Annotated in this window: 21 protein-coding genes and 3 tRNA genes; 17 read left to right on the forward strand and 7 right to left on the reverse strand. The window is 65.4% G+C overall.

Going from position 1 to position 24,231, the window contains the following annotated elements:
- The first annotated feature begins 264 nt into the window (after positions 1–264).
- The 8 genes from lepA to nagZ all read left to right on the forward strand — a co-directional run bounded on the left by lepA (position 265) and on the right by nagZ (position 8,763).
- On the forward strand, positions 265–2,058 hold the full coding sequence (gene lepA, locus VMJ11_RS09050; RefSeq protein ID WP_325619059.1) for a translation elongation factor 4: 1,794 nt from the start codon (positions 265–267) through the stop codon (positions 2,056–2,058).
- A gap of 33 nt (positions 2,059–2,091) precedes the next feature.
- The gene (lepB, locus tag VMJ11_RS09055) at positions 2,092–2,985 is read left to right on the forward strand and encodes a signal peptidase I (RefSeq protein ID WP_325619061.1); all 894 of its coding nucleotides are present in this window, start codon (positions 2,092–2,094) and stop codon (positions 2,983–2,985) included.
- Positions 2,986–3,185: 200 nt separating this feature from the next.
- The gene (gene rnc, locus VMJ11_RS09060; RefSeq protein WP_325619063.1) at positions 3,186–4,460 is read left to right on the forward strand and encodes a ribonuclease III; all 1,275 of its coding nucleotides are present in this window, start codon (positions 3,186–3,188) and stop codon (positions 4,458–4,460) included.
- Positions 4,461–4,514: 54 nt separating this feature from the next.
- Entirely contained in the window at positions 4,515–5,420 is a 906-nt protein-coding gene (gene era / locus VMJ11_RS09065; RefSeq protein WP_325619065.1) for a GTPase Era, read from the forward strand.
- Between the two features lie 21 nt (positions 5,421–5,441).
- Positions 5,442–6,419 carry a DNA repair protein RecO gene (gene recO, locus VMJ11_RS09070; protein WP_325619067.1) on the forward strand — a complete coding sequence of 326 codons (978 nt, stop codon included), beginning with the start codon at positions 5,442–5,444 and terminating at the stop codon, positions 6,417–6,419.
- Positions 6,416–7,180, forward strand: a complete 765-nt coding sequence (pdxJ, locus tag VMJ11_RS09075; RefSeq protein ID WP_325619069.1) for a pyridoxine 5'-phosphate synthase — start codon at positions 6,416–6,418, stop codon at positions 7,178–7,180. Before recO ends, pdxJ begins: the two co-directional genes overlap by 4 nt.
- 81 nt (positions 7,181–7,261) lie before the next feature.
- Entirely contained in the window at positions 7,262–7,660 is a 399-nt protein-coding gene (gene acpS / locus VMJ11_RS09080) for a holo-ACP synthase (protein ID WP_325619071.1), read from the forward strand.
- Positions 7,661–7,722: 62 nt separating this feature from the next.
- Positions 7,723–8,763 carry a beta-N-acetylhexosaminidase gene (gene nagZ / locus VMJ11_RS09085; RefSeq protein WP_325619073.1) on the forward strand — a complete coding sequence of 347 codons (1,041 nt, stop codon included), beginning with the start codon at positions 7,723–7,725 and terminating at the stop codon, positions 8,761–8,763.
- A gap of 84 nt (positions 8,764–8,847) precedes the next feature.
- On the opposite strand, the gene VMJ11_RS09090 is transcribed toward nagZ, so the two are convergent.
- The 4 genes from VMJ11_RS09090 to earP form a co-directional block, all read right to left on the reverse strand.
- Entirely contained in the window at positions 8,848–10,233 is a 1,386-nt protein-coding gene (locus tag VMJ11_RS09090; protein WP_325619075.1) for a sigma-54 dependent transcriptional regulator, read from the reverse strand.
- Between the two features lie 373 nt (positions 10,234–10,606).
- The gene (locus tag VMJ11_RS09095) at positions 10,607–10,816 is read right to left on the reverse strand and encodes a CsbD family protein (RefSeq protein ID WP_325619078.1); all 210 of its coding nucleotides are present in this window, start codon (positions 10,814–10,816) and stop codon (positions 10,607–10,609) included.
- 310 nt (positions 10,817–11,126) lie between these two features.
- Positions 11,127–11,684 (reverse strand): elongation factor P, encoded by a 558-nt coding sequence (efp, locus tag VMJ11_RS09100; protein ID WP_325619080.1) that lies wholly within the window; start codon positions 11,682–11,684, stop codon positions 11,127–11,129.
- A gap of 172 nt (positions 11,685–11,856) precedes the next feature.
- Positions 11,857–13,050: an elongation factor P maturation arginine rhamnosyltransferase EarP gene (gene earP / locus VMJ11_RS09105; RefSeq protein WP_325619082.1), complete on the reverse strand. Its 1,194-nt coding sequence runs from the start codon at positions 13,048–13,050 to the stop codon at positions 11,857–11,859.
- Between the two features lie 193 nt (positions 13,051–13,243).
- Between earP and uvrC the strand changes: the two genes are divergently transcribed.
- From uvrC to VMJ11_RS09140, 7 genes are all read left to right on the forward strand, one after another.
- A complete protein-coding gene (gene uvrC, locus VMJ11_RS09110; protein ID WP_325619084.1) occupies positions 13,244–15,505 on the forward strand; it encodes an excinuclease ABC subunit UvrC in 2,262 nt (753 codons plus the stop codon).
- A 104-nt stretch (positions 15,506–15,609) separates the two neighbouring features.
- The gene (gene pgsA, locus VMJ11_RS09115) at positions 15,610–16,200 is read left to right on the forward strand and encodes a CDP-diacylglycerol--glycerol-3-phosphate 3-phosphatidyltransferase (RefSeq protein ID WP_325619086.1); all 591 of its coding nucleotides are present in this window, start codon (positions 15,610–15,612) and stop codon (positions 16,198–16,200) included.
- A 196-nt stretch (positions 16,201–16,396) separates the two neighbouring features.
- Positions 16,397–16,472, forward strand: a tRNA-Gly gene (locus tag VMJ11_RS09120).
- Positions 16,473–16,543: 71 nt separating this feature from the next.
- Positions 16,544–16,619 (forward strand) — tRNA-Gly (locus VMJ11_RS09125).
- A 136-nt stretch (positions 16,620–16,755) separates the two neighbouring features.
- Positions 16,756–16,829: transfer RNA gene (locus VMJ11_RS09130), tRNA-Cys, on the forward strand.
- Positions 16,830–16,954: 125 nt separating this feature from the next.
- A complete protein-coding gene (locus VMJ11_RS09135; protein ID WP_325619088.1) occupies positions 16,955–17,227 on the forward strand; it encodes a DUF2164 domain-containing protein in 273 nt (90 codons plus the stop codon).
- A gap of 84 nt (positions 17,228–17,311) precedes the next feature.
- The gene (locus tag VMJ11_RS09140; protein WP_325619090.1) at positions 17,312–17,800 is read left to right on the forward strand and encodes a GNAT family N-acetyltransferase; all 489 of its coding nucleotides are present in this window, start codon (positions 17,312–17,314) and stop codon (positions 17,798–17,800) included.
- A 30-nt stretch (positions 17,801–17,830) separates the two neighbouring features.
- On the opposite strand, the gene VMJ11_RS09145 is transcribed toward VMJ11_RS09140, so the two are convergent.
- Both VMJ11_RS09145 and VMJ11_RS09150 read right to left on the reverse strand, forming a co-directional pair.
- Positions 17,831–18,715 (reverse strand): cytochrome c oxidase assembly protein, encoded by an 885-nt coding sequence (locus tag VMJ11_RS09145; protein WP_325619091.1) that lies wholly within the window; start codon positions 18,713–18,715, stop codon positions 17,831–17,833.
- A gap of 213 nt (positions 18,716–18,928) precedes the next feature.
- On the reverse strand, positions 18,929–19,498 hold the full coding sequence (locus VMJ11_RS09150; protein WP_414694351.1) for an SCO family protein: 570 nt from the start codon (positions 19,496–19,498) through the stop codon (positions 18,929–18,931).
- 440 nt (positions 19,499–19,938) lie between these two features.
- Between VMJ11_RS09150 and otsB the strand changes: the two genes are divergently transcribed.
- Together otsB and otsA are read left to right on the forward strand one after the other, a co-directional pair.
- The gene (gene otsB / locus VMJ11_RS09155; RefSeq protein ID WP_325619093.1) at positions 19,939–20,691 is read left to right on the forward strand and encodes a trehalose-phosphatase; all 753 of its coding nucleotides are present in this window, start codon (positions 19,939–19,941) and stop codon (positions 20,689–20,691) included.
- A gap of 111 nt (positions 20,692–20,802) precedes the next feature.
- Positions 20,803–22,233 (forward strand): alpha,alpha-trehalose-phosphate synthase (UDP-forming), encoded by a 1,431-nt coding sequence (otsA, locus tag VMJ11_RS09160; protein ID WP_325619095.1) that lies wholly within the window; start codon positions 20,803–20,805, stop codon positions 22,231–22,233.
- Between the two features lie 136 nt (positions 22,234–22,369).
- On the opposite strand, the gene VMJ11_RS09165 is transcribed toward otsA, so the two are convergent.
- Positions 22,370–24,205 (reverse strand): ABC transporter ATP-binding protein, encoded by a 1,836-nt coding sequence (locus VMJ11_RS09165; RefSeq protein ID WP_325619097.1) that lies wholly within the window; start codon positions 24,203–24,205, stop codon positions 22,370–22,372.
- Positions 24,206–24,231 lie beyond the last annotated feature (26 nt).

The raw sequence follows: 24,231 nt of genomic DNA on the forward strand, positions 1-24,231 counted from the left end.
AATCGGGTGTTGCTCCACCCACATTGCCACCGGCAAGTGCATGCTGGCGGTTTGAACGTGACTAAGCCGGCTCCGTCAAAGCCATGACGGGGCTTATAAGGGGCAACCCTTAAAGGTATGGCTCGAGCCGGATGCGGGGAAACTCGCACGTCCGGTTCCACGGGGGCCCCTATCCCGGAAGGGATTGGGGCTACCCTACTCATCTATTTACGAGGCGTGCCTGGCTATCGTTGGGGCGCGCCTTTTTCGCTTGATCGGCACTGAATGGATCATATTCGTAACTTCTCGATCATCGCGCACATCGACCATGGCAAGTCGACGCTCGCCGATCGCATCATCCAGCTGTGCGGCGGCCTGTCCGACCGCGAGATGGAATCGCAGGTGCTCGACTCGATGGATCTCGAGCGTGAGCGCGGCATCACGATCAAGGCGCAGACCGCTGCGCTTTCTTATAAGGCGCGAGACGGCAAGATCTACAACCTGAACCTGATCGACACCCCGGGGCACGTGGACTTCTCGTACGAAGTCAGCCGTTCGCTCTCTGCGTGCGAAGGCGCGCTGCTCGTGGTGGACGCGAGCCAGGGCGTCGAGGCGCAGACGGTGGCGAACTGCTACACCGCGATCGAACTCGGCGTGGAAGTCGTGCCGGTGCTCAACAAGATCGACCTGCCCGCCGCCAACCCCGAGAACGCCATCGAAGAGATCGAGGACGTGATCGGCATCGACGCGACCGACGCCACGCGCTGCAGCGCGAAGACGGGCCTCGGCGTGGAAGACGTGCTCGAAGCGCTCATCGCCAAGGTGCCGCCGCCCAAGGGCGATCCGGAAGCGCCGCTGCAAGCGCTCATCATCGACTCGTGGTTCGACAACTACGTGGGCGTGGTGATGCTCGTGCGCATCGTCAACGGCACGCTGCGTCCGAAGGACAAGATCAAGCTGATGGCGACCGGCGCGCAGTATCCGGTCGAGCACGTCGGCGTGTTCTCGCCGAAGTCGCGCGATCTCGACCAGCTGTCGGCGGGGCAGGTGGGCTTCATCATCGCCGGCATCAAGGAACTCGCCGCGACGAAGGTGGGCGACACGGTCACGCACGCCACCAAGCCGGCGCCGGAACCGCTGCCGGGCTTCAAGGAAGTGAAGCCGCAGGTGTTCGCGGGCCTCTATCCGGTCGAAGCGAACCAGTACGACGCACTGCGCGAGTCACTCGAAAAGCTCAAGCTCAACGACGCCTCGCTCCAGTACGAGCCCGAAGTTTCGCAGGCGCTCGGCTTCGGCTTCCGCTGCGGCTTCCTCGGTCTTCTGCATATGGAGATCGTGCAGGAGCGTCTCGAGCGCGAGTTCGACATGGACCTCATCACCACGGCGCCGACCGTGGTGTACGAAGTCGTGCAGGCGGACGGCACGCAGATCATGGTCGAGAACCCGGCGAAGATGCCCGAGCCGTCGAAGATCGCCGAGATCCGCGAGCCGATCGTGACCGTGAACCTGTACATGCCGCAGGACTACGTGGGTTCGGTCATCACGCTCTGTACGCAAAAGCGCGGTAACCAGATCAACATGCAGTACCACGGCCGCCAGGTGCAGCTCACCTACGAAATTCCGATGGCGGAAATCGTGCTCGACTTCTTCGATCGTCTGAAGTCGGTGTCGCGTGGCTATGCTTCGATGGACTACGAGTTCAAGGAGTACCGCACTTCGGACGTCGTGAAGGTCGACATGCTCATCAACGGCGACAAGGTCGATGCGCTGTCCATCATCGTGCACCGTTCGCAATCGCAGTACCGTGGCCGTGAAGTGGCCGCGAAGATGCGCGAGATCATTCCGCGCCAGATGTACGACGTGGCCATCCAGGCCGCGATCGGTGCGCACATCATCGCGCGCGAAAACATCAAGGCGTTGCGCAAGAACGTGCTGGCCAAGTGCTACGGCGGCGACATCACGCGCAAGAAGAAACTGCTCGAGAAGCAGAAAGAAGGCAAGAAGCGCATGAAGCAGGTCGGCTCGGTCGAAATTCCCCAAGAGGCCTTCCTCGCCATCCTTCGTGTCGAAGACAAATAAGCTACGCAAATAAGCCGCACAACGGATCTCTACATGAATTTTGCGCTGATACTTTTTTTGCTCGTCGTCCTGACGGGCGTCGCGTGGGTTGCAGACAAACTGGTTTTCATGCCGCGCCGGCGACTCGCTGCCGATGCGGCGGTCGCTGAGTTCGACCGTCAGCAAGAGCGTATCGGCGAGCGCTTCGCCGACGAAAACGCGCCCGCCACGCGTCAGAACCTGCGCAACGAGAAGCTGCGCCAGCCGTGGTGGCTCGAATACACGGCGAGTTTCTTTCCCGTCATCCTGATCGTCTTTCTCGTGCGCTCGTTCGTCGTGGAGCCGTTCAAGATCCCGTCGGGCTCGATGGTGCCCACGCTCCTCGTGGGCGACTTCATCCTCGTGAACAAGTTCGACTACGGCATTCGCCTGCCGATCACGAACACGAAGCTCACGCAGGGCCGTCCGCTCGAGCGTGGCGACGTGGTTGTGTTCCGCTATCCGAAGGACGAGTCGGTCGACTACATCAAGCGCGTGATCGGCTTGCCGGGCGACGTGGTCGCCTATCAGGACAAGCAGCTCACGATCAACGGCAAGCCCGTGCCCGAGACGCCGGTGGGCGATTACTTCGACGAGGAACGCATCGGCTACGCGAAGGAGTTCACGCAGGACCTCTTCGGCCGCAAGAACAACATCCTCAACAACCCCGCTGTGCCACCGTTCATCGTGGGCGCGGAAGACTATCCGTATCGCGACAACTGCCAGTACAACGCGCGCGGCGTGATCTGCAAGGTGCCTCCGGGCCACTACTTCATGATGGGCGACAACCGCGATAACAGCGCGGACAGCCGCTATTGGGGCTTCGTGCCCGACGCGAACGTCGTGGGCCGCGCGTTCTTCATCTGGATGAACTTCAGCAATCTGAGGCGCATTGGTTCATTCGAGTAACGCACGCTCGATACGCGTACAGCGCATGAAGAAGATGTCGCGCGAAGAAGCAACAATCAACATATGCGCGCACGTGTGTCTCATTCGCATCGCATCTTCGCGCGCTACTTGAAGAACCCTCGGTAACGTCGCTTCATCACGGTTTTTCGCCCGCCGCCCCGCGTTTTCGTTGGGGGCGGCGGGCGCGTTATACTCTCCCCATGCCCCAATCTCCGTTGGAAAGCCGTTTGCGCTATGAATTTCGCAATGCGGAATTGTTGCGCCAGGCTTTGACCCACCGCAGTCACAGTGCCACGCATAACGAACGCCTCGAATTCCTCGGTGATTCGGTTCTGAATTGCGCGGTGGCTGCCCTATTGTTCCAACGTTTTGGCAAGCTGGACGAAGGCGACCTCTCGCGCGTGCGCGCGAACCTCGTCAAGCAGCAGTCGCTCTACGAGATTGCTCAGGCCCTCAATATTGCAGATGGCCTGCGGCTCGGCGAAGGCGAATTGCGCAGCGGTGGCTTCCGCCGTCCGTCGATCCTCGCGGACGCGCTCGAAGCGATCTTTGGCGCGATCTTCCTCGACGGTGGCTTTGACGCCGCCCAGACTGTCATCAAGCGCCTCTACGTGCCGATCCTCGATCACATCGACCCGCGCACGCTCGGCAAGGATTCCAAGACGCTGCTGCAGGAGTATCTGCAGGGGCACAAGATCGCGCTGCCGACATATACCGTCGTTGCAACCCATGGTGCGGCGCACAATCAGCAGTTCGAAGTCGAATGTACCGTGCCGAAGCTCGACGTGAAGGTGTCGGGTTCGGGCGCGAGCCGCCGCGCAGCCGAACAGGCAGCAGCGAAGAAAGCGCTCGACGACGTGATGGCCGCCGCTCCCGCGCTCGTCGCGAAGCCGCGCCGCTCGAAGGGGGCGCGCGCGACCAAGGCCGAACCCGAGGTCGTGCCGGGCGTGACGGGCGTACAGGGTGCGCTCGATCTGCGCGCGCCGGAGCGCCGCGAGCGCGCTGCGACACGAGCCGAGCGTCCGGCAGCGCAGCCTGCTGCGGCAGGCGAGGGCGCGCCGCTGGCGGTGATTCGCGCGGCGCATGTGCAGGAGCGCCCAGCGGAGAAGGCCGAGCGTACCGCGGACAAAGCCAGCGAGAAGTCGACGGACAAGCCCACGGACAAAGCCGCCGAGAAGGGCGCTGACAACCCTGCTACACACGACAGCGTGCCGACGGCAGGCTCGGTCGCTCACCGTTCTGCCGCGGCGAAGGCTGACTCCGCGCTGCGCACGGTCGAGCGCACCACAACCGCTGCGACTGCCGCGCACGCCGCTAGCGCCGCCGAGACCCGCGTGACGCCGCACACCCGCGAAGCCGCGCCGGCCACGAACGACACGCCGTCTTCGACCGAAGGCGGCACCGGTGCCGACATCGATGCGCACGCCGAAGCCGGCGCCGCCATCCCTGTGCGCGCGGCCGATGCCGGCCACTGATTCCACCCGTGCGCGCCACTGGCGCGCCTCTCGTTTTTCTTTCCCGGCCCGATCATGAACGCTCCCACCACTACTCCTGCCGGTTTCCGTTGCGGCATGGTCGCGATCGTCGGCCGTCCGAACGTCGGCAAATCGACGCTGATGAACGCGCTGGTCGGCCAGAAGATCAGCATCACGTCGCGCAAGGCGCAGACGACGCGCCATCGCATCACCGGCATCAACACGATCGACGACGCGCAGTACATCTTCGTGGACACGCCCGGATTCCAGACGCGCCACAGCACCGCCCTCAACCGCTCGCTCAATCGCGCGGTGACCTCGACGCTCAGCTCGGTAGACGCCGTGCTGTTCGTGATCGAGGCCGGCAAGTTCGGTCCCGACGACCAGAAGGTGCTCGACCTGATTCCGCCCAAGGCGCCGACGCTGTTGATCGCGAACAAGATCGACCGCGTGAACGACAAGGCCACGCTCTATCCGTTCATCCAGCAGATCCAGGGCTTGCGCGAGTTCCGCGAGATCGTTCCGCTTTCCGCGAAGAATTCCGACGACATCAAGCGTCTGCTCGAGATGCTCAAGCCGTATCTGCCCGAAGGCGAGCCGATCTACGGCGAAGACGACCTGACCGACCGCAGCGAGCGCTTCCTTGCCGCCGAAATCCTGCGTGAGAAGGTGTTCCGCTGGACTGGCGACGAGCTGCCCTACACGAGCACCGTGCTGATCGACAAGTTCGAACAGGAAGGGCGCCTGCGCCGTATCTTCGCGACGATCCTCGTCGAGCGGGACAGCCAGAAGGCCATGGTGATCGGCCAGAAGGGCGCGAAGCTCAAGCAGATCAGCACCGAAGCGCGTCTCGACATGGAGAAGCTCTTCGACGGGCCCATCTACCTCGAAACCTTCGTGAAGGTGAAGAGCGGCTGGGCCGACAACGAAGCCGGCCTGCGCGCCTACGGTTACGAGTAACCGGCACGGGCACCAACGCGTATGAGCGACGGCGCAGCCGCAACCCTGCACGACGACTGGCCCGCGCCCGACGATGCGCAGGCGGACGAGGCGAGCGCACCGGACGAGCCCTCCGAGGCCCGTGGCGCGCGCCGCTCCCGTAGCAAAAGCGTGAAAGCGGCCACCGCGCGCGGCGCGATGACAGAAAGCGCCGACGCCACGCTCGAAGGGCGCGCCGAACCACGCAACGCGCGCAAGACCAGCGCGCGTTCGCAACTGCCGCGCACCCCACGCAGCACGACGCCCGACTATCGCATCGCCGAGCAACCGGCGTTCGTACTGCACAGCTACCCGTATCGCGAGACGAGCCTCATCATCGACGTGCTTTCGCGTGATCACGGCCGCGTCGCGCTCGTCGCGAAGGGCGCGAAGCGTCCGCACTCGGCGCTGCGCGGCGTGCTGCAAACCTTCCAGCCGCTTGCGCTTTCATGGACCGGCAAGGGCGAAGTGCGCACGCTCACGGGCGCGGAATGGGTGGGCGGCATGTTGCCGCTGACCGGCGACGCGCTCCTGTGCGGCTTCTACGTGAACGAGCTGCTCGTGAAGTTTCTCGCACGCGAAGACCCGCACCCCGAACTCTTTCGCCACTATGTCGTCACGCTCACGCGCCTCGCGCATGACGAGCCGCCCGTGCAGGTGCTGCGCTCGTTCGAGCGCGTGCTGCTGCGCGAAACGGGCTATGCGCTCGCGCTCAACCGCACCGTGAACCGCAAGACCGTGGTGGCAGAAGGGCGCTATGTGTTCGATCCCGAGCGCGGCGTGCGCGAGGCATCCGACGAATGGCCCGCGCAATGGCCCGTGCTTTCGGGCCAGACGTTGCTCGACATGGAAGAGGACGATTACCATCGACCCCAGACCGTTGCGCAGAGCAAGGCGCTCATGCGCTTCCTGTTGAACACTTACCTCGGCGGCACGCCGCTCGCGACGCGCCAGATCCTCATCGACTTGCAGAACCTATGAGCTTCTTTCTGACTTCGCCCAATGTGATCGACCTCGGTGTCAACATCGACCACGTCGCCACGCTGCGCAACGCGCGCGGCACCGCTTACCCCGATCCGATCCGCGCGGCGCTGCTCGCCGAAGAGGCGGGCGCCGACGCCATCACGCTGCATCTGCGCGAAGACCGCCGCCATATCGTCGACGCCGACGTGCGCGCGCTGCGTCCGCAGCTGAAAACGCGCATGAACCTCGAATGCGCGGTGACGGCCGAGATGCTCGACATCGCGTGCGAGATCAAGCCGCACGACGTCTGCCTCGTGCCCGAAAAGCGCCAGGAGCTGACGACGGAGGGCGGTCTCGACGTCGCGGGCCACTTCGACGCCGTTGCCGCCGCGTGCCGTCAGCTGGCCGAAGCGGGCTGCCGCGTCTCGCTCTTCATCGACGCGGACGAAACGCAGATTCGCGCGGCGCACGAAGCGGGCGCGCCCGTGATCGAGCTGCATACGGGCCGCTACGCGGAGGCGCATGACGCCGGCGAGCAGGAGCGCGAGTTCGAGCGCGTGGTGGCGGGCGTGAACTGCGGCAACAGCCTCGGCCTGAAGGTCAACGCCGGGCATGGCCTGCACTACACGAACGTGCAGCCGATCGCGGCAATCGACGGGATCGTCGAGCTCAATATCGGCCACGCGATCGTTGCGCACGCAATCTTCTCGGGCTGGGAGAACGCGGTGCGCGAAATGAAGGCGATCATGGTCGCGGCGCGCCTCGGCGCACGCACCTGATCCGGCTCGAGCGCGGCGCGCAGGGCGTGCATGCGCGCCCGCGCGGCCCCGACGCAACCGACATTCACCGACGGGAGTCTCATGGCGATCTACGGTATCGGCACCGACATCATCCAGGTGAGCCGAGTGGCGGCAGTGATGGAGCGCACCAACGGGCGCTTCGCGCCGCGCGTGCTCGGCCCCGACGAGCTCGCAGTCTACGAGGCGCGCAAGGCGCGCTCGGCGGCACGCGGGCTCGCTTACCTGTGCACGCGCTTTTCCGCCAAGGAGGCGTTCTCGAAGGCCATCGGCCTTGGCATGCACATGCCGATGACATGGCGCGCCATGCAGACGCTCAACGAGCCGGGCGGCCGGCCCGTGATCGTCGCTTCGGGCGAGCTCGCGCAGTGGCTCGACGAACGTGGCATCACGGCGCGCGTGAGCATCACCGACGAGCATGACTACGCGGTGTCCTTCGTGATCGCCGAAACCAGCCGCTGAAACCGCACACCTTCCCCGCCGTGCGCGCCGCGCGGCGTCTACCACTACGCAATCACTGATCGATGAAGAGAATTCCCGGACCGGTAATGCTCGACGTGCTCGGCACCACGCTGACCGACGACGACGTGCGCCGCCTCGCGCATCCGATGACCGGCGGCGTGATCCTGTTCGCGCGCCACTACGAGAACCGTGCGCAGCTCGTCGCGCTCACCGACGCGATCCGCGCGGTGCGCGACGATCTGCTGATCGCCGTCGACCACGAAGGCGGCCGCGTCCAGCGCTTTCGCACCGACGGCTTCACGGTGCTTCCCGCGATGGGGCGCCTCGGCGAGCTGTGGGACAAGGACGTGCTGCTCGCCACCAAGCTGACCACCGCCGTGGGCTACATCCTCGCGAGCGAACTGCGCGCGTGTGGCATCGACCTCTCGTTCACGCCCGTGCTCGATCTGGGCTATGGGCAGTCGAAGGTGGTGGGCGATCGCGCGTTCCATCGCGACCCGCGAGTCGTCACGCTGCTCGCCAAGAGCCTCAATCACGGTCTCGCGCTCGCCGGAATGGCCAACTGCGGCAAGCATTTTCCCGGTCACGGTTTCGCGACGGCGGATTCGCACGTCGCGGTCCCTGTCGACGAGCGCCCGCTCGAAGCGATTCTCGGTGAAGATGCGCTGCCTTACGACTGGCTCGGCCTCTCGCTTTCGGCGGTAATGCCGGGGCATGTGATCTATCCGAAGATCGATTCGAAGCCGGCGGGTTTCTCGCGCATCTGGGTCGAGGAGATCCTGCGCAAACAGCTGCGCTTCACCGGTGCGATCTTCAGCGACGATCTGTCGATGGAGGCCGCACGCCAGGGCGGCACGCTGGCCGAGGGCGCGCGGGCGGCGCTCGAGGCCGGTTGCGACATGGTGCTGATCTGCAATCAGCCGCAAGAGGCCGAGAAGGTGCTCGACGCGCTGCGCAACATCGAGCCGCGCCGCGCCGCAAAGGCTTCGGGCCAGCGCATCAAGCGCATGCTGGCGCGCGGCAAGGCGCTGCGCTGGGACAAGCTCGTTGCCGACCCGGGATACATCGAGGCGCAGGCGCTGCTGCGCAGGGTTCTGCCCTGAGCACGACCAACGGCGGCAGGTAGAAAAAAGGCGGCTCTCCGGTAACGGAGGGCCGCCTTTTTTCGTGGTGCGAGCGCCTGGGGCTCAGTTCAGGCGCATGCGCTGCAACTTGTTGTAGAGCGTCTTGGGGCTGATGCCGAGCAGCGACGCCGCGCGATGGCGCGTGCCGCCCACGGCGTCGAGCGTCGCGCGGATCAGCATCTCTTCCACGTCGGCGAGCGGCGTGCCGACCGTCACCTGCACACGGCTGCCGTTCATATCGCGCGAGAGGGCGCTGCTGCTTTCCTCGGCGTGCAAGGTTTCCAGCACCTCGCCCGACGCGTGCCATGCGCGCCTCACGCGTTCCTGCAACTCACGCACGTTGCCGGGCCACTCATAGGCGAGGCATTCGCGGATGAACGAGGGCGCAATGAGCCGCGTCGTGCCGGCGAGGCCTCGCACCTGGGCGTCTAGATTGAGCTCGTCGACCCATGCGCTTGCGAGCAGCGCCGCGTCGTCGTCGCGTTCGCGCAGCGGCGGCAGGGCAAGCGCCGCGGCATCGAGGCGCAGCCACAGATCCTCGTTCAGCATGCCCTGGTTGACGGCTTCGCGCGGCACCGCCCGCGTGGCGGCGACCAGGCGAAAATCCGTGCCCACCTCGCTGTTGCCGCCCACGCGCATGAAGGTTTGCGAATCGAGCGCGCGCAGCAGCGTTTCCTGTTGTTCGCGCGGCAGGTCGGTGAGTTCGTCGATGAAGAGCGTCCCGCCGCTCGCGTGATCGACGAGGCCGGGTTCGCGTTGCTCGGCGCCGCTGAATGCGCCGCGCTCGTGGCCGAACAGCACGCTCGCGAGCGGACGTCCGCTCGCCGCCTCGGCGACGAGCGAGCGCGCGTCGCAGACGACGAACGGCCCCTTGCGGCGGCGGCTCAGCTGATGCAGCGTGCGTGCGGCGACTTCCTTGCCGGTACCGGCCTCGCCGTGCACGAGAATCGCCGATTCAGTGGGCGCGAGTTGCTCGAGCGTGTCGTAGACAACCTGGATCGCACCACTGCGACCGAGCATGGGCCCGAAGCGGCCCATCTGGCGCAGCGCGGCGCGCAGCGAGCGCACTTCCTCGGTCAGTTCGTAGGGGCGCGGAATGCGCGCAAGGAGGCTGCGCAGGCGCGGAATATTGACGGGCTTGAGCAGATAGTCCCAGATGCCGTGGCGCAGGCCCTCGATCGCGCTTTCGACCGTGGCGTTTCCCGTCATCACGATCACGGGCAGCGCGCCGCCTGGCGGTTGCGCGGGCAGATGCGGCAGCAGTTCGAGACCGCCGCCATCGGGCAGATTCAGGTCGACGAGAACGACGTCGGGGATGAAGCGCGCGAGCGCGGCGCGTGCCTCGACGAGTGTGGCGGCGGTGTCGACGGAGAAGCCGTCGGCCGACAGGATCGCTGAGAGACCTGACAAACTGTTCGGATCGTCTTCGACAATCAGGGCGTGTGGCATGGCGGTAGCGGCTTACGGATGAGCGCGGTCGCGCCGGCGCACCGCGCGTGCGTTAGCGCGGGCGCCCCGGCAAACGGCTACGCGGTGCGCGGCAGCGCGGCACGATACGAAAGATTTCACCGAGATCACCGAGATGTCTCGAAGCAGGATATTCAGTTTCGGTCCTCCCAGTTGTTATGCACCAGACCGGGGGGCGCGACGGCACTGCCGGGCGGCGATCCGCGGGTGGCCGTGCAGCGGCGCATGCCCGAAGCGCATCTCGCTCTGGCGTGCCCGCGACCCCTTGTCTACCTGCAAGTGGACGGCCGGACTACCGGCCGATCGAACCATCGGACTACCGCGCTAGCGCTCCGGCCATGCCGCCAACGGCGCGTCAATCGAGCGGCCGGTGCGCGTCGAACCAGCGGCGCACTTCCAGTTCCGCCTCGTCACGCGTCTTGCCGTAACGTTCCTGGATGAGTCCGGCGAGGCGATCCGCATGGCCTTCGGCCCGCGTGAGTTCGTCGTCCGTCAACTCGCCCCATGCCGCTTTCGCCTTGCCGATCAACTGCTTCCACTTGCCTTCTGCAATGTCGTTGTTCATCGTGTTTCTCCTGTTGGGGGGGAAAGAGAGCGTGAGAACGGCTGCTCGAACTCCCTCACAGCAGAAACCGTGCCGCGGGAAGCAACCTTGCCGGAGCACGCCGCACGCTCGCCATATTTACGCGGCGCGGGGCGGCGGGTTCGCACCCTGGTGCGCAAAACCGGTAAGGATTTCCCGTAGCACTCTCAAACATACACGGTTGGGGAAAAAAGAAAAAGCGCCCCGAGGGGCGCTTTGACCATGGTGTTCGCCTCTGCGCCGCATGGGGGCAGGGCGGACGCCTCTGTGCTGCGGTTCGCCGCCGTTCGCCTTAGGCGCGGCTGCGGTACTCGTTCGTGCGCGTGTCGATTTCGATCTTGTCGCCGATATTGCAGAAGAGCGGCACTTGCAGCTCGAAGCCGGTGTTCAGCTTGGCTTGCTTCATGACCTTGCCCGACGAGGTGTCGCCCTTGACGGCCGGTTCCGTGTAGACGATTTCGCGAACCAGCGTGGTCGGCAGTTCGACCGAGATGGCCTTCTCGTTGTAGAACACGACTTCGCAAGCCATGCCGTCTTCGAGGTAGTTCAGGGCGTCGCCCATCATTTCGCCTTCGACTTCGAACTGGTTGTAGTCGGCGTCCATGAACACGTACATCGGGTCGGCGAAGTACGAGTAGGTCACTTCCTTGCGATCCAGCACGACGACGTCGAACTTGTCGTCCGCCTTGTACACGGTTTCCATGCCGGCGCCGGTCAGCAGGTTCTTGAACTTCATCTTCACGACGGCGGCGTTGCGGCCCGACTTGTTGTATTCGGCCTTCTGCACGACCATCGCGTCGTTACCGATCATCACGACGTTGCCGACGCGGAGTTCCTGTGCGGTCTTCATAAAAAACTGTCCTGTCCAGATTAAGTAGCTTCGAGTGTGCTCGACGGCAAACGTCGCAAGCGGGTTCGGAGGCTGCGACCCTCTTTGATGCACTGACCACACTGTGATCACGCGCGGACCAGGGAGGACGCGAAAGTCGAAGCGCTTGAGACGGCTGCCGTCGGATAACCGCTTATTTTAACTGACTTTTTGCGAATTCGGCGAGATTTCCGGCGAGATCGCCGACCTGCGCCAGTTCGTCGGCCCATGTGCTCGCGCGCGCGGCGTAGGCGGGCAGGTGCTGGGCGAAATCGGCCCAATCGAGGGCGCCGCGGCCATTCCACGCGTGCCAGAAGCGCTCGAGCGCCGCGCGCGGCGCCTCGGGCAGCGCGCGGCCGTAATGCGCGAGCGCGGCGTCGAGTTTGGGCAGATGGGCGGCGTCGGCTTGCGGGTAGATGTGCCAGACAAAAGGTCGCGTCGCCCACTGCGCGCGCACGAACGAGTCTTCGCCGCGCACGAAATTAAGATCGCACGCCCAGAGCAGGGGGTCATAGCCGCACTGCTCGGTGAACGCGAGTGCATGCGCGCGCAGCGCGCCGCGTGTGGCCTGCCTGACCTCGCTATCGGCGCCGAACGACGGCAGCCCGAAAAAGCGCGCAAGCGCGCCCGAGATGCGGCCTTCCGGCACGAGCAGGACCACCGGCTTCTCCGCGTCGCGCCACTGCGCGAGCAGGCTGTCGACGGCGGGGTTTTCGTACGCGAAAAGCGAGATCACGGTCGCGTCGGCGCCGGGCGGCGGTCCGTCCGTAGCGCGCTGCCACCACGCGGCGCGGGCTTCGGGCGAGCGTTCGAAGTCGGCGCGGGCGGCGTCGAGCGTGCGCTCCTTGAGCACGCCGCCCGTGCCGGGGCTAAGGCCCGGGAAAAAGAAATGCTTGGCTAGCGCGTAGCGAGGGTGCGGCGAGGGCCGCAGATGGAAGTCGGCCACCCAGTCTTCGGCGCTCAGATACTCGAGGTTGAGCCAGACGGGCTTGCGAGCGCGCCCGGCCATCGCAGCGACATAGACGGGCGGCAGCTCGCACGCGAACGCCTCGATCACCACATCGGCGATCTGCAGCGTATCGCCCGCGTGCGTGGGCGTGTGCCAGTGCTCGACGAGCACGCCTTCGACGGATTGCTTCGCGCGGCTCGTGTCGAGCGCGGGACACAGCTTCTGGAACGCGTGCAGGTCGTCGACGAAGAGGCGCACCTGCCAGCCGTGCTCGTGCGCGAGCTGGCGCGCGAGCCGCCAGCACACGCCGATGTCGCCGAAGTTGTCGATCACGGCACAAAAGAGGTCGCAGGCGATGCGTCTGTCGGGCGCGCTGGCGGGGGAGCGGGCTGTGGTCATGGGAGGGCAGTGAGCGAAGAGGCGGTGTGCGCCTGCGTTGCGGGCGGGCGCGCTCGCCCGGTTGGCAGGCTCGGCGCGGCGCGGAATGATCTAAACTTGCGATTCTAGGATACAGCCATGAACGCGTCGCGCCGGCGGCGCGGCATGCAAGACCTCACATCAGATCGACGCACCCTCGCGTCCCCGGAACTGGATGACCGACACTGACGTTTTCGACCCGAAAAAGGCGCTCGCGCAGCTGCCGCATCTGCCTGGCGTGTACCGCTACTACGACGCGCAAGGCGCGGTGCTCTACGTCGGCAAGGCGCGCGACCTGAAAAAGCGCGTGTCGAGCTACTTCACCAAGACGCTGCTTTCGCCGCGCATCGCGATGATGGTCTCGCGCATCGAGCGCATCGAAACCACGGTCACGCGCTCCGAGGCCGAAGCGTTGCTGCTCGAGAACAATCTCATCAAGGCGCTCACGCCGCGCTACAACATCCTTTTTCGCGACGACAAGTCCTATCCTTTCCTCAAGCTCACCGGCCACAAATTTCCGCGCATGGCGTACTACCGCGGCGCGGTCGATCGCAACAACCAGTACTTCGGGCCGTTTCCGAGCGCCTCGGCCGTGCGCGAGAGCATTCAGATCCTGCAGCGCGTGTTCCAGTTGCGCACCTGCGAGGATTCGGTGTTCAACAATCGCACCCGGCCTTGTCTGTTGCATCAGATCGGGCGTTGCACGGCGCCTTGCGTGGGCGCGATCAACGAGGAAGATTACGCGCGCGACGTGAGCAACGCTTCGCGCTTCCTGCTCGGCCGCCAGAACGAGGTGATGAAGGAGCTCGAGACGAAGATGCACGCGTTCGCCGCGGAACTCAAGTTCGAGCAGGCGGCGGCCGTGCGCAACCAGATGAGCTCGCTTGCGACCGTGCTGCATCAGCAGGCCATCGAAACGGGCAGCGATAGCGACGTCGACATCCTCGCGGTGGTGGCGCTGGGTGGGCGCGTCTGCGTGAACCTCGCAATGGTGCGCGGCGGCCGGCATCTGGGCGACAAGGCCTATTTCCCCGCGCACGTCGAGCGCGCGCTCACCGACGAGGAGGGCGGCGTCGCCGAGGAGATCGACAGCGAGACCGTGGTCGCGGCGAGCGCGCTGAAGTCCTTGCCGTCGCTTGCGCGCAAGACGGTCGAGGATTTCGTCGACGAAGCCAGCCAGGAAAGCCAGGAAAGCCAGGACGGGGCGCACGACGATGAGATGCTCGCGGCCGATGCTGTCGCCATCGCGACCGAACTTGCCGAAGACGATGAGAATGCAGGCGTGGCCGCTGGCGATGCGGCCGAGGCAGAAGCCGAGCGGCAAGCGCTCGCGCGCAAGAAGCGCGAGATCGGCATCGAATCCGAGGTGCTCGACGCGTTCATCGCGCAGCATTACTTCGGCAACCGCGTGCCGCCCGTGCTGGTGGTGAGCCATCCGCCCGCGAACCGCGAACTCGTCGACGTGCTGAGCGAGCAGGCCGGCCACAAGGTCACGCTGCTGCGCCAGCCGCAAGGCCAGAAGCGCGCATGGCTCGCAATGGCCGAGCAGAACGCGCGGCTCGCGCTCGCGCGCCTGCTCTCGGAGCAGGGTTCGCAGCAGGCCCGCACGCGCACGCTCGCGCAACTGCTCGGGCTCGAGCTCGACGATCTCGCGCATCTGCGCATCGAGTGCTTCGACATCAGCCACACGATGGGCGAGGCGACGCAGGCGTCGTGCGTCGTGTATCACCATCACAAGATGCAGTCGTCGGAGTATCGGCGCTACAACATCACCGGCATCACCCCGGGCGACGACTACGCCGCAATGCGCCAGGTGCTCACGCGCCGCTACGAAAAAATGGTGGCGCAGGCGGCGCGTGCCGAAGCCGACGAAGCGCAGATGCGCGTGCCCACGCCCGACCCCGCGGATCCGGATGCATTGTCGGAGCCCAGTGATGCCAGCGAAGCCGTCGAGGGCGCCGAAGCCGCGGAAGCTCCGCCGCCCGGCGGCATGTTACCGAACATCGTGCTGATCGACGGCGGCAAGGGCCAGGTCGAGATCGCGCGCCAGGTGTTCACCGAACTGGGTCTCGATCCGGCGATGCTGGTTGGCGTGGCGAAGGGCGAGGGGCGCAAGGTCGGCCTCGAAACGCTCGTGTTCGCCGACGGCCGCGCGCCGCTCGAACTCGGCAAGGAGAGCGCGGCGCTCATGCTGGTCGCGCAGATCCGCGACGAGGCGCACCGCTTCGCCATCACCGGCATGCGCGCGAAGCGCGGCAAGGCGCGTCAGACTTCGCGTCTGGAAGAGCTCGAAGGCGTGGGCGCGAAGCGCCGTCAGCGACTGCTCGCGCGCTTTGGCGGCTTGCGCGGCGTGATGGCGGCGAGCGTGGAGGACCTCGCCAGCGTGGAGGGCATCTCGCGCGCGCTTGCCGAGCAGATCTACCAGCAGCTTCACTGATAGGCGGCGGGAGGTGTTCCTTACGTTTGCTTGTGGCAGGTGCGGCGACGCGGCACAATTGCATCTCCCATAATTGCATCTTCCCCGACTGATAGCGCCAGCCGATGCCGTTCAATATTCCGATTCTCCTGACCTGGCTGCGGATCGTGCTGATTCCGCTCGTGGTCGGCGTGTTCTATCTGCCGCAGACGATGCTCTCCCCGATGCAGCAGAACGCGGCGGCGATGCTGATCTTCGTGCTGGCGGCGCTCACCGACTGGTTCGACGGTTATCTCGCGCGCAAGTGGAATCAGACCTCGTCGTTCGGCGCGTTTCTCGATCCCGTCGCGGACAAGCTGATGGTGACCGCAGCGCTGCTCGTGCTCGTGCATCTGCAACGGCTTGACGCCGTGATCGCGCTCGTGATCGTCGGCCGCGAGATCGCCATCTCGGCGCTGCGTGAATGGATGGCGCAGATCGGCGCTTCGAAGAGCGTTGCCGTGAATTCGCTCGGCAAATTCAAGACGGCGTGCCAGATGGTCGCGATTCCCATGCTGCTCTTCTATGCGCCGCTCACGCTCGGCGGCGTGACGCTGTTCGACTCGCGCGTGTGGGGCGCGTGGCTCATCTACGTGGCGGCGTTTCTCACCATCTGGTCGATGCTCTACTACATGAAGCTCGCGTGGCCGCAGATCCGCGAGCGGGGTAGCCTCTGAGCATGCTTCGATGACTTTCGTATCAGACCCGCGCATCTTTTTCTAAAAAGATCGACTGAAGGGGTTGACACGATTCAGCGGGTTATACATAATCTCACTTCTCCGCTGCACGACACGGCAACAAACTGGCAGATGCGGTGGGGATAGCTGAAGATGAGCAGCAGTTAGGCGAAGTCAGCAGCATGAAGCGCAAAACGCGGGAGTAGCTCAGTTGGTAGAGCGCAACCTTGCCAAGGTTGAGGTCGCGAGTTCGAGACTCGTCTCCCGCTCCAGATTTCAAGGTGCGGCGTTTTCCGGCAGCAGGGGCAAACGAAGTATCGAAGCAGGAAAAAGCAGTAAGTATGCGGGAGTAGCTCAGTTGGTAGAGCGCAACCTTGCCAAGGTTGAGGTCGCGAGTTCGAGACTCGTCTCCCGCTCCAAATGCCACGGGGAAGCAGTGCTTCCCTTTTTGTTTGGCAGGCCTGGATTTTTATCGGGCCACCGCACAAATCTGTCCGGTCGTTGCGGGCGCAAGCAGAGCTTCGCCATGTTCCGTATTCCGGTCAGTCCGCTTCTGGCGCGATAGCAAAGCGGTTATGCAGCGGCCTGCAAAGCCGTGTAGGCCGGTTCGACTCCGGCTCGCGCCTCCAGATGCAAAACAAAAGCCACCTTCGGGTGGCTTTTGTTTTTTGCGCTGTATTTTCGCTGCTTTTTGCCTGTTCGCAAGCGCATGTGGCGCACAATGGCCGGAACGTTTTCTCTGCGGCTTTCCGACATGCCCATCGAACTTCCCGAAGACGCTCGCACCGAGGCGATCGCATCCATCCAGCGCTATTTCGACGCCAACATGGAGGAGCCGATCGGCAACGTCGCGGCGGGCGCGCTGCTCGGCTTCTTTCTCGAGGAGATCGCGCCCGCGGTCTACAACAAGGCGATTGCCGACGCGCAGGAGAGCATGCAGGCGCGCATCGTCGATCTCGACATCGATCTGCACGAAGAGCCGTTCCAGTACTGGCGCAAGTACGCGCAGCCGCGCCGGCGCAAGTGATGGCGCAAGGCGCCGGTTTGGTGGCGCGTGCGAGGCGCGGCATAATCGTGGCCATTCACGATGTTTCGACGGAAATCGCAGATCATGACCGTGCAGCCCCTCGCTTTGCCGCTGTCCCAATTCGACTGGCAATGGAACGCCTTTGACGCGCTCGATGCGCGCGAAGCCTATGCCATGCTCAAGCTGCGCTCCGACGTTTTCGTCGTCGAGCAGAACTGCGTCTATGGCGACATCGATGGTCTGGATTTCGACGCGTGGCATCTGTTCGCCTGGAGCGGGGAGGGCGGCGCGCGCGAGCTGGCGGGCTATCTGCGCGTGCTGGTGCCCGACGCCAACGACGCGGACGTGCGTATCGGCCGCGTGGTGACGGCGCCGAACCATCGCGGCATCAAGCTCGGCAATGCGCTGCTCGAGCGCGCCATCGCGCACATCGCGCGCCAATGGCCGGACGTGAAGATGCGCCTGCATGCGCAGGCACATCTTCAGAAGTTCTATGGCGCGTTCGGTTTCTCGCCCGTGGGCGACGTTCACGACGAGGACGGCATTCCACACGTGTGGATGCGCTCGGCGTAGTTCGGTGTCCTTCGTACGTTGCGTTTGCTCTCAGGTGTGCAACGTGTGCCCTTCCTCATCGTGCGCACGATCGGCTGGACGCAGGTTGGAACGCTTGCCCTGCGGCAGGCGTCCGCGTGCGGATAACCGCATCCAGTGACGCAGCGCGATCAGTGCGCCGACCACGCTCATCATCGACCCCGGAATCCACAGCAGCAGGCCGCCGAGTTGCTGGTCGCGCATGGGCGAGAGCCAGGTGAACGCGCGGCCGCAGATCGAGTAGACCGGATAGAGCTCGCGCGGCGTGAAGAAGATGAACGCGCCAAGCAGGATTTGCGGCGGAATCGCCGCGATCACGACCAGCACGCGCTTGCCCGGCGAGAGGCGCGCGGGCGGCGCGGGGCGTGAGTCGAGCACGAGCCACCAGAACAGCATCCCGTCGATCACCATGCTCCAGTTCATGACGCGATAAAGGCGCCAGTCGAGCATCGCGATGAAGTGGATCGGCGAAAAGAGCCAGAAGTAAATGAGCCCGACGAAGAGCGCCACCGCGACGACGGGATGCATCACGATGTCGAGCGCCACGCGCACGGGGCGCGCGCCAAGCGCAGGACGCACGAAGCGCTGCCGCCACGCGAACGGGATGCCCGCGCGGAGCGCCGCACCGGGGTAGGCGAGCGCGGTGAAGAACGGCCCCAGGTGATGCAGCACCAGATGCTGCGCGCGATGCATGAAGAACTCGTGCTCGAAGAAGTAATCGAGCCGCGTATGCAGCACGACGTAGAGCGCAGCGAGCCCGAACCAGAACGAGAGCTGGCGCGCGAGCGACACGCGTGCATGCCGCTTGCCGCGTACGAACAGGACCGCCGCGAGCAGCACGGCGACGACGACGGTCGGCGAGGGCTCCCAGGGTTCGAGCCAGTAGAGGAGGTTCATCGCGGGCTGGGCGGTGGGTTCATCGCGTGTGCAATATGCTTGCGCGCGCAACCACGCTGCGTCGTGTCGAGCGGCCGAGCGCCGCCACCGGCGAGCGCACCGAACGCGCTGAGCGCACAGCCGGAAAAGACGTGGAGTGACATGAGGTTCTCCGTCATGAGGTTTCCTGTGGCGGCTGCGCTCCGAAGCTTGCAGCTGCGGGGCGGCAAGTGCTCATGTCGCATCGTCGATGACCCGGCGCAGATCGTGCGCGATCGCTTCCGGCGTGTCGCGGTCGGTGGCGAGCAGGCGCGCGCGGCCCTGCGCGTCGAACACATAGACGGCCGAGCTGTGCGTGATTTCGTAGCTGCCATCGGGGTCGCGTTTTTCCATCTGGTAGGCCACGCGGTAGCGCTTCGCGAGCGACTCGATCTGTGCATCGGTGCCGGTCAGGCCGCGCGCGTGCTGCGCATCGAATGCGCCGACGTAGGCGTGCAGTACCTGTGGCGTGTCGCGCGCGGGATCGACGCTGATGAAGAGTATCCGCACCTTGCTGGCGTCGGGGCCGAGTTCTGCTATGACCTGCATCAGACGCGCCATCGTTTCCGGGCAGACGTCCGGGCAATGCGTATAGCCGAAATACACGAGCGTCGTGCGTCCGCGAAAGCTCGCACCAGTCACGGGCTGGCCGTTGTCGGCCGTGAGTGCGAAGTCGAGGTCGGGAAGGTGGCCGCTCACGTTGGTCAGCTGCCACGGCTCGCCCGCATGCGAGCACGCGCCGAGCAGCACGGTGCCCGCTACGATCGCTGCTCTCCACAGGTTCCACGCGCCGCCGCCGATACGGGCGCGGAACCTGCGAAGCGAAGGCGGGAAGGCGAGGAACAAAGGCTGTCTCTTTGACTCGATTGATCTGGATGGGCCGCGCGTGGCAGGGCTAAGGCTCGGCTTGTGACTGCGACTGTAGCAAAATCGGATGCGCGTCGGCGCATGCGCTGCGGCGTACGTACCGCTCGCGTTGATCTGTTGCACGCCGCTGAAAGTCCAGCGTAGTGCCGGTGTCGGCTTTTCGTATGACAAACGGTGTGTCTTCGAGGATGTGTCTAGCTCCCATCCCTAACAAGGCGGGTCCGCCCCTTACTTTCTCGAAAATCGATTGAAGGCGCGGTAAGATTCGCACACTTTCTCCGGCGCCTCACGGCGCGGAACCTTTCCCGGCCGTGAGGCCCTGGGGCGAAAAGAGCGTAATGCAAGCACTTCCGGCAGTCCTGCCGCCTGATCAGACGGCATTTTTCTTCGATTTCGACGGCACGCTCGTCGATCTCGCACCCACGCCCGACGGCGTGCTCGTGCGCCCCGATATGCTCGCGCTGCTGCGCGAACTGCGACGCGCCACGCGCGACGCGGTGGCGATCGTCTCGGGCCGTGGCATCGACAGCATCGACACGTTTCTCGGCATGCCCGACCTGCCGGTGGCGGGTCTGCACGGCGCAGAGCGGCGCGACGCCAACGGCGACACGCAGCGTGTTGGCTTCAACGATCAGCGCCTGCTGCACATGGAGCAGGTGCTCGCGGAGGTGGTGCGCACGCATCCGGGCATGCTGCTCGAGATCAAGGGTGCGTCGCTCGCGCTGCACTACCGCAATGCGCCCGAGCACGAGGGCACCGCGCGCGCCGCGACCGGGCGCCTCGCCGCCGATTACGCCGACGCCTACGTGCTGCAGCCCGGCAAGATGGTGTACGAGATCAAGCCGAAGGACGTCGACAAGGGCCGCGCGCTGCGCGCCTTCCTCGACGAGCCGCCGTTCGCGGGCCGCCGCCCGGTGTTTGCCGGCGACGACCTGACCGACGAGAAGGGCTTCGCTGTCGTCAACGCGCAGGGTGGCCTGTCGATCAAGGTCGGCGGCGGCGACACCATCGCGCAGATGCGCGTCGACTCGGTCGAGGCGCTGCTCGGCTGGCTCACGTCGCTCGTTGCCGCGATGCCAGGCGCTCGGTGACCGGTGGACAGTACGCATGCCTGGCCTCATCCCCTTCGTTGACCACTTGCCGCGCGGCGCCACTCCGCGCGCGCGACGCCTTTCCGATTTCCTGCACGGACCCTGCACCTCATGAGCCGATTGATCATCGTGTCGAACCGCGTCGCGCCGATTTCAGAGGGCGGCCCGGCCGCGGGCGGCCTCGCGGTGGGCGTCTACGACGCGCTCAAGGAAACCGGCGGCATGTGGTTCGGCTGGAGTGGGGACGTATTGACTTCGGGCCAGCCGCAGATCGCGCTGGAGGAGCGCGGGCCCGTGACCTTCGCGACCATCGGCCTGTTGCGGCGCGACTACGACCAGTACTATCGCGGCTTTTCGAACGCGACGCTCTGGCCCGCGTTCCACTACCGCGCCGATCTCGTCCAGTACGACCGCCATGACTTCGAAGGCTATTGCCGCGTGAACGCGTGGCTCGCGCAGCAACTCGTGCCGCTCCTGCGTGAAGACGACGTGATCTGGGTTCACGACTATCACCTGATTCCGTTTGCCCAGGCGCTGCGCGCGGCGGGCGTGAAGAACCGCATCGGCTTCTTCCTGCACATTCCGTTTCCGGCTTCGCAGGTGCTGCTGGCGGTGCCGCCCCATCGCGAGCTAGTGCAGGCGCTGTGCTCGTTCGATCTGCTCGGCTTCCAGACGAAGCCCGATCTGCGCGCATTCTGCGACTACATCGTGAACGAGGTGGGAGGGACGATCGAGAAGCAGCCGGATGGTCTCACACGCATCGAGGCGTTCGGGCAGTCGCTTTGCGCGGGCGATTATCCGATCGGCGTCTATCCCGACGAGATCGCGGAACTCGCCAAGGCCGGCGAGCGCGGCAAGCCGGTGCGCACGCTCAAGGCGACGCTGCACGGGCGCAAGGTCATCATGAGCGTGGACCGGCTCGATTATTCGAAGGGGCTCGTGGAGCGCTTTCGCGCTTTCGAGCGCCTGCTCGACCACGCGCCGGCGCAGCGCAACAAGGTTTCGTTCGTGCAGATCGCGCCGCCCACGCGGGCCGACCTCCATGCCTATCAGGACATCCGGCTGCGCCTCGAGGCCGAGTCGGGGCGCATCAACGGCCGCTACGCGGAGCTCGACTGGACGCCAATCTGGTACATCCACCGCCAGTACGAACGCTCTGTGCTGGCCGCGCTGTTCCGCGCGTCGAACGTGGGCTACGTCACGCCGCTGCGCGACGGCATGAACCTCGTCGCCAAGGAATACGTTTCGGCGCAGGACCCCGAGGATCCGGGCGTGCTCGTGCTCTCGCGTTTCGCGGGTGCGGCGCAGGAGCTTTCCGGCGCGCTGATCGTCAACCCGCTCGACATCGATGGCATGGCCGACGCGCTCGGCGCGGCGCTCTCGATGCCGCTCGCCGAACGCCTCGCACGCTATCGGGACATGATGGCGCAGTTGCGCGAGAACAATGTCTCCGTGTGGCGCGACCGCTTCATGCGCGATCTCGGCCACGTCAGCGTGCGGCGCGGCGCGGCCTTGCCGCCTCTGGAGCGCGCGCAGGGCTGAAGCACGAGCGTCCGCGGGCGACGCAGACGAAAAAAAGCCGCTTCAGTCGATGCACTGAAGCGGCTTTTTCGTCTCCGGTAGCAGGCTATGCCGACCACAGGCGGGCGAAGTGCCCGCCTGTGTCCGTGTCAGGCAGTCAGGCCACGTGCTTTTCGTCGGCCTTCTTGTTGCCCAGATGCAGCGTGGAATGCTTGCCGTATTGCTTGGAGAGGAGTTCGCGGTACAGGCCCGGGCGGTTGCGCAGCTCTTCGGGGCTGCCGTCGTCGATCACCTTGCCCGCGCTCATCACGATGATGCGGTCGAAGTTATGCAACGTCGAGAGACGGTGTGCAATCGCGATGACCGTGCGGCCCACCATCAGCCGGTCCAGCGCCTGCTGGATGGCCTCTTCGGACGCACTGTCGAGCGCCGAGGTGGCCTCGTCGAGCAGCAGGATCGGCGAATTCTTCAGGATCGCGCGCGCAATCGCGACGCGCTGGCGCTGGCCGCCCGACAGCTTCACGCCACGGTCGCCCACGATCGTGTCGTAGCCCTCGGGCATTGCCTCGATGAAATCGGCGCAGCGCGCCTCGCGCGCCGCGGCGAGCACTTCCTCGCGGCTCGCCTCGGGGCGGCCGTAGGCGATGTTCTCGTAGATCGAGCGGTGCAGCAGCGAGATGTCCTGCGGCACGAGCGCGATGGCATGGCGCAGGCTGTCCTGGGTGACGTGCGCGATGTCCTGGCCGTCGATCTTGATGGCGCCGCCCTGGGGCTCGTAGAAGTGCTGAAGCAGCGCGAGCACCGTGGTCTTGCCGGCGCCCGACTTGCCGATCAGCCCCACGCGCTGGCCCGCCTCGATGCGCAGATCGAAGTGGTCGAGGATCGGCTTGCGGTGCGGGTAGGCGAAGGTCACGCCCTCGAAATCGACGCGCCCGCCCTGGGCGACGAGTTCCGTCGCGTCGTCGCGGTCGGGCATGCCGTGGGGCTCGAGCAGCGTCTGCACGGCTTCGGAGAGGCGGGCGACGTGCTGCGTCACATCCACGAGCGCCACCGCGAGGTCGCGCGTGCCGTGCAGGATCGTGAAGCCAAGCGAGCTCACGAGCACGATGTCGCCGGAGGTCGCCCTGCCCTGGTCCCAGAGCCACAGTGCCCAGCCGAGCAGCCCGGCGGAGAGCATCGCCGTGATCACGGCGTGCAGCAGACGCAGCTTTTCGAGGTAGAGCAGGCTGGAGCGGCGGGCATCGAGCTCGGCCTTGACGGTCGAGCCGAAGCGCTTTTGCTCGCGCAACGTCATGCCGAAGGCACGCACGAGCGCCATATTGCCGATCACGTCGACGAGTTCGCCGTCTACGGCGGCCGCCTTGGATGCGAACGTATGATGGCGCGACGAGCCGCGTCCGGCCAGCTTGAAGAGGATGACCGAGAGGATCGCCGAGCATAGCAGCAGGCCGGCTGCCATCAGCGGGTTCACGGCGGTGATCATGACGATCGCGCCGGCCACGGCGATGCAGGGCGGCAGCACGTTCCAGGCCGTCGTGTTCTCGGCCGTGTAGACGGCGTTCGAGGTTGCCGTGATGCGGCTCGCGAGCGTGCCGGGCTGCTTTTCGGCGTAGTAAGTGGGTGAGTGCCCGCTCAGGTACTGGAACAGATCGCGCCGCAGGTCGCCCGTCACGGCGACGAAAGTGTGCGCGGCAAACCAGCCCCCGACTCGCCAGAGCAGGTTGTCGGCGGCGATCAGGCCTACGAGGATGGCGAACGCGGTCCACAGCGGCCCCGGATGGTGGCGGCCCGCGCCGAGCACGTCGATCAGATGCTTGATCGCGTATTGCGACGCAAGCGCGCAGCCGACGGCCGCGAACACGCTGGCAAGCACGACGGCGTGGGCGAACGGATGGCGCTTGATGTAGCGGAAAAGGAACGCGAGCGGCCGCCGCGCATAGCTCGCGAGCTTTGCGTTGTGGGCGTTACGCTGGGCGATGGTCAGATGTTCCAATTGATCGGTGGTCGGTCTGACGGAAC

The organism is Paraburkholderia sp., from assembly GCF_035501035.1.
GTDB lineage: Bacteria > Pseudomonadota > Gammaproteobacteria > Burkholderiales > Burkholderiaceae > Paraburkholderia.

Bases quoted from the DNA above. Each gene is read 5' to 3' on its own strand.
- efp (WP_325619080.1), bottom strand. From the start codon at position 11,684: ATGAAGACCGCACAGGAACTCCGCGTCGGCAACGTCGTGATGATCGGT.
- era (WP_325619065.1), top strand. From the start codon at position 4,515: ATGAACGCTCCCACCACTACTCCTGCCGGTTTCCGTTGCGGCATGGTC.
- otsA (WP_325619095.1), top strand. From the start codon at position 20,803: ATGAGCCGATTGATCATCGTGTCGAACCGCGTCGCGCCGATTTCAGAG.
- VMJ11_RS09140 (WP_325619090.1), top strand. From the start codon at position 17,312: ATGACCGTGCAGCCCCTCGCTTTGCCGCTGTCCCAATTCGACTGGCAA.
- otsB (WP_325619093.1), top strand. From the start codon at position 19,939: ATGCAAGCACTTCCGGCAGTCCTGCCGCCTGATCAGACGGCATTTTTC.
- VMJ11_RS09090 (WP_325619075.1), bottom strand. From the start codon at position 10,233: ATGCCACACGCCCTGATTGTCGAAGACGATCCGAACAGTTTGTCAGGT.
- recO (WP_325619067.1), top strand. From the start codon at position 5,442: ATGAGCGACGGCGCAGCCGCAACCCTGCACGACGACTGGCCCGCGCCC.
- VMJ11_RS09095 (WP_325619078.1), bottom strand. From the start codon at position 10,816: ATGAACAACGACATTGCAGAAGGCAAGTGGAAGCAGTTGATCGGCAAG.
- rnc (WP_325619063.1), top strand. From the start codon at position 3,186: ATGCCCCAATCTCCGTTGGAAAGCCGTTTGCGCTATGAATTTCGCAAT.
- pdxJ (WP_325619069.1), top strand. From the start codon at position 6,416: ATGAGCTTCTTTCTGACTTCGCCCAATGTGATCGACCTCGGTGTCAAC.
- pgsA (WP_325619086.1), top strand. From the start codon at position 15,610: ATGCCGTTCAATATTCCGATTCTCCTGACCTGGCTGCGGATCGTGCTG.
- uvrC (WP_325619084.1), top strand. From the start codon at position 13,244: ATGACCGACACTGACGTTTTCGACCCGAAAAAGGCGCTCGCGCAGCTG.
- earP (WP_325619082.1), bottom strand. From the start codon at position 13,050: ATGACCACAGCCCGCTCCCCCGCCAGCGCGCCCGACAGACGCATCGCC.
- VMJ11_RS09145 (WP_325619091.1), bottom strand. From the start codon at position 18,715: ATGAACCTCCTCTACTGGCTCGAACCCTGGGAGCCCTCGCCGACCGTC.
- nagZ (WP_325619073.1), top strand. From the start codon at position 7,723: ATGAAGAGAATTCCCGGACCGGTAATGCTCGACGTGCTCGGCACCACG.
- lepA (WP_325619059.1), top strand. From the start codon at position 265: ATGGATCATATTCGTAACTTCTCGATCATCGCGCACATCGACCATGGC.
- acpS (WP_325619071.1), top strand. From the start codon at position 7,262: ATGGCGATCTACGGTATCGGCACCGACATCATCCAGGTGAGCCGAGTG.
- VMJ11_RS09135 (WP_325619088.1), top strand. From the start codon at position 16,955: ATGCCCATCGAACTTCCCGAAGACGCTCGCACCGAGGCGATCGCATCC.
- lepB (WP_325619061.1), top strand. From the start codon at position 2,092: ATGAATTTTGCGCTGATACTTTTTTTGCTCGTCGTCCTGACGGGCGTC.